Below are 3,452 nucleotides of genomic sequence, written 5' to 3'. Positions count from 1 at the left end.
CCGACAGAACGTCCCACTCTTCATCCGAGAGCTCATGTCGCCGCACCATGCGCCATATGATGCCCCATCAACAGCCTTTGAAGACAGGCCCTAGGGCGCGGCGACCGCTTCATCGGCGAGGAACATCTGCTCCTGGCCCTCACGGCGAAGCCCGGAGTCGTCGCCGACGTCCTCGCCGAGCACGGCGCGACCTACGCGGCCGTGCAGCGCGCGCTGTACGGCTCCGACGCCGATGGGGGCCAGGGGCACGCCGAGGCCGGGTGAGAGGGGCGTAGGGAGCGGGAGACGGGGGCGTACGGCGCTGAGCCGCGCCTACCGGGACGGGGGCGTGCACGGGGAACCGGGAGGTGCGGGACGGGAGCGTGCGGGACGGGGCGGGTGTCCGGCATCGGACGCTCGCCCCGTCCCGCCTGAGCCGCGCCGGCTCAGGCCCTTCCCTCGTCCTCCGCCGTCAGCAGCGCCTCGATCCGCGCCGCCGCCGCGCCCAGATGGCGGCGGGCCTCCGCGAGCTGGGTCTCCGTCACCCCGTGATCGCGGGCCGCGTCCCGGACACCGTCGCGGAAATGATCCAGCAGGCGATCCAGGTCGCGCGCCGGGTCGCCGGTGGCCGGTGCGTTCCCGCCCCAGTCGAAGCCGTCGTCGGGAGCCGGGTCCGCCGGAGCCGCCGCGGCCGCGTCCTGCTCGGGCCTGCCGAACGGCGGCCAGGTGCCGGACCGGGCGAAGCCGCCGAGCTGGCCGGTGATCTCCGCGAGGCCCTCGCGTACGCCGGAGGGCCAGTCGCCCCGCGCGAAGTGCTCCTGCACCTGGCGGGCGGCGGTCTGCATCTGCTCGCGCGCCTTCTCCTGGGCCTCCTTGGCCTGGCGGCGGGCCTGCTGGGCGTCCTCGCGGGCGCGCCGGGACTCGTCCTTCGCCCGGCGGGCCTGCTCCTTCCACTCCTGCTTGGCCCGGCGCAGCTCCTCCTTCGCCGTGCGCCACGCCTCGCTGTCGCCGAGGTCGCCGAGGTCGCCCAGGCCGCCGAAGTCGCCGAAGAGGGGCGTCGGTCCGTCCTTCTTCGTCCCTCCGGCCCGGTCGCTCCCCGCCCCCGTCTTCGTGCCGTGGCGGGACTCCGACGCCGCTGCCCGCATGTCGCTGCGGAGTCGGCCCGCCGCGCCCCGTACGTCGTCGCGTATCTCGGCGGCCAGCTCGGAGACCGAGTCACGGATCTCCAGCTCCAGGTCGGCCAGTTCGCCGCCGCGGCCCGCCAGCTCCTCGCGCCCCGCGTCGGTGATCGAGTAGACCTTGCGGCCGCCCTCGGTGGCGTGGGTGACCAGGCCCTCGGCCTCCAGTTTGGCCAGCCGCGGGTAGACCGTGCCGGCGGACGGGGCGTACAGGCCCTGGAAGCGCTCCTCCAGCAGGCGGATGACCTCGTAGCCGTGGCGAGGAGCCTCGTCCAGGAGTTTGAGGAGATACAGCCGCAGACGGCCGTGGGCGAATACGGGAGGCATGTCAGAGAACCTTTCCGGTCGGCTCGGCGGCGTACGCGTCGTCCTCGGCGGGCGGCCTGCGCAACAGGGCGATCGAACCGGACACGGTCGTCGCCCGCAGGGTCCCCGTGCCGGCTCCCAGCGTGCCGGTGATCTTCTTCGCGCCCCACTGCCCGCCGACCCGCAGGTCCTCGAAGGCGTTGGAGACGGCACCGCTCGCGGTGTTCGCCTCGACCCTGGCGTCGGCCGGGTGCGGCAGCCGGATCGCGATCTCGCCGGTCACCGTGGCCAGCCGGATGTCCGTGGGCCTCCCGGACGGGTCGACGTCCAGCACCATGGCGCCGCTGACCGACTCGGCCCGGACCGAGGTCCCCGCCCCGTCGACCACCGTCAGATCGCCGGACACGGAGTGGAAGCGCAGATCCCCCGTGACGCTCTGGGCCTCCAGGCTGCCCGACACGGACTCGCCGCGCACCGCGCCGGTCAGCCCGACGAGCGTGGAGTCACCGGTGATGCCGCGGACCTCGGTGCGGCCGTCGATGCCGGAGACGACGGCCCCGGCTCCGATCACGCCGACCTCGACCGAGCAGGCGGCCGGCACGACGAGCGTGACCACGGCGCTGCGGCGACGGCCCTTGGGGTCGAACCAGCGCAGGAGGTCCTGCCAGGGCAGGTCCTCGTAGGCCACGGTGAGCCGGCCGTCCTCCTGGGTCACGATCAGCGGCGGGCCCTCGATCGCGGAGACCTCCAGCCGGGCGTCCGGCTCGTCGGTCCCGACCACGTTGACCGTGCCGTCGACGATGCGCACGTGGAGGGCCGCCACCGGATCCTCGAAGGCGAGCCTCCGCGGCTCGGTGATGGTCCATGTCGACACAGGCATGGATGTGACCTCCCGGAAAGCGTGGCAACGCAACATATCGCGTCTCGTCCAGAACACGATATATCGCGGATGGGCGAAGTCAAGGGAAGTCAGGGGAGGCCCAAGAGGGGTTGGTGAGGCAAAGCGCGCGCATAGGGATCAAACCTGGGCAAATTGCCCTAGCGTGTGAGCCATGAACGCGACATCCACCGGGGCCCTCCTGCTGTGCCGGGCCGACCCCGAGACCGTACGCCCGCTCGCCCACCTGCTGCGCGAGCAGATGCTGCTGGCCCACGCGGGCGAGGAGTGGAGCGTACTCGTCCCGGAGGGTAAGCCCTGGCGGAGCGACGGCGCTCGGAGGGACGTGGAGGTGCGGGATGCCGAGCCGGTGGACCGGGTCCTCGGCGGCTGGGCCACCGCGCTCGCCGTCGGCTCCACCTGGCCGGTGCTCGCCCTGTGGTGGGACGCCGACCGGGCCGGATTCACCCTCGCCGCCGGATTCCGCCAGCCCGTGGGCTACGTCTGGCTGACCGACGGCACCCCGGTGGGCGAGGACGAGGCCATGCGCACCTTCGCGGTCCGGCTCGGCCTCGACCCGGTGCTGGACGTACAGGCGCTGGAGGAGCTGACCCGCCCCGATCCGGACGGGAACGCGGACGCCCGGCTGCGCGGACTGCTCGCCGTTCTCACCCGCACCGGGCTGACCCTGCCGACCGGGCTCTCACCGGGCGAGAGCGCGGACCGGCTGCGCAGCGTCGCGGCGGTGCAGCGCGGGGTGGAACGCGTCGAGTGGGCGGGCTGGCGCGATGCCGTACGCGTCGAACTGGACGCGGTCGAGAGCAGCAGGATCGGCCCGTGGGTGCGCGGCCCCCGAGCCCGTGGCGTCGCCGCCGTCCAGCTCGCGGCAGGCCTCCCGCTCCTGCTGTGGGGCGCCCACCGCCGCAGCGGCGGCTGGGCGGCGGCCGGGGCGGTGCTGCTGGCGCAGGGCGCGCTGGGACTCGCGTACGAGCGGGCCAGGGCGGGCACGGGAGCCTTCTAGTCTTCTGAGTCAGGAATTCTGTTCAGATGTATAGGCTTGGTCTGTGGCGCGTACTGGGCGGCCGAAGGCCGAGTTGATCCTGTCCGACGAG

Annotated in this window: 3 protein-coding genes and 1 pseudogene; 2 read left to right on the top strand and 2 right to left on the bottom strand. The window is 73.4% G+C overall.

Annotated elements, in window-relative coordinates; translation table 11 throughout:
* Positions 1-81: 81 nt before the first annotated feature.
* Positions 82-264 (top strand): annotated as a pseudogene (locus tag ACIRJT_RS38825) (Clp protease N-terminal domain-containing protein); the annotation flags it as partial.
* Between the two features lie 161 nt (positions 265-425).
* Here ACIRJT_RS38825 and ACIRJT_RS38820 read toward each other — a convergent pair.
* The gene (locus ACIRJT_RS38820) at positions 426-1,484 is read right to left on the bottom strand and encodes a helix-turn-helix transcriptional regulator (protein ID WP_403919352.1); all 1,059 of its coding nucleotides are present in this window, start codon (positions 1,482-1,484) and stop codon (positions 426-428) included.
* 1 nt (position 1,485) lies between these two features.
* Positions 1,486-2,343, bottom strand: a complete 858-nt coding sequence (locus ACIRJT_RS38815) for a DUF4097 family beta strand repeat-containing protein (RefSeq protein ID WP_403919349.1) — start codon at positions 2,341-2,343, stop codon at positions 1,486-1,488.
* Between the two features lie 172 nt (positions 2,344-2,515).
* Between ACIRJT_RS38815 and ACIRJT_RS38810 the strand changes: the two genes are divergently transcribed.
* Positions 2,516-3,361, top strand: coding sequence for a hypothetical protein (locus ACIRJT_RS38810; RefSeq protein WP_403919346.1), 846 nt, complete (start codon positions 2,516-2,518; stop codon positions 3,359-3,361).
* The last annotated feature ends 91 nt before the right edge of the window (positions 3,362-3,452 follow it).

Source organism: Streptomyces sp. NPDC102283 (assembly GCF_044766265.1).
Lineage (GTDB): Bacteria > Actinomycetota > Actinomycetes > Streptomycetales > Streptomycetaceae > Streptomyces.
This window is presented reverse-complemented; position numbering and strand designations above follow the sequence as displayed.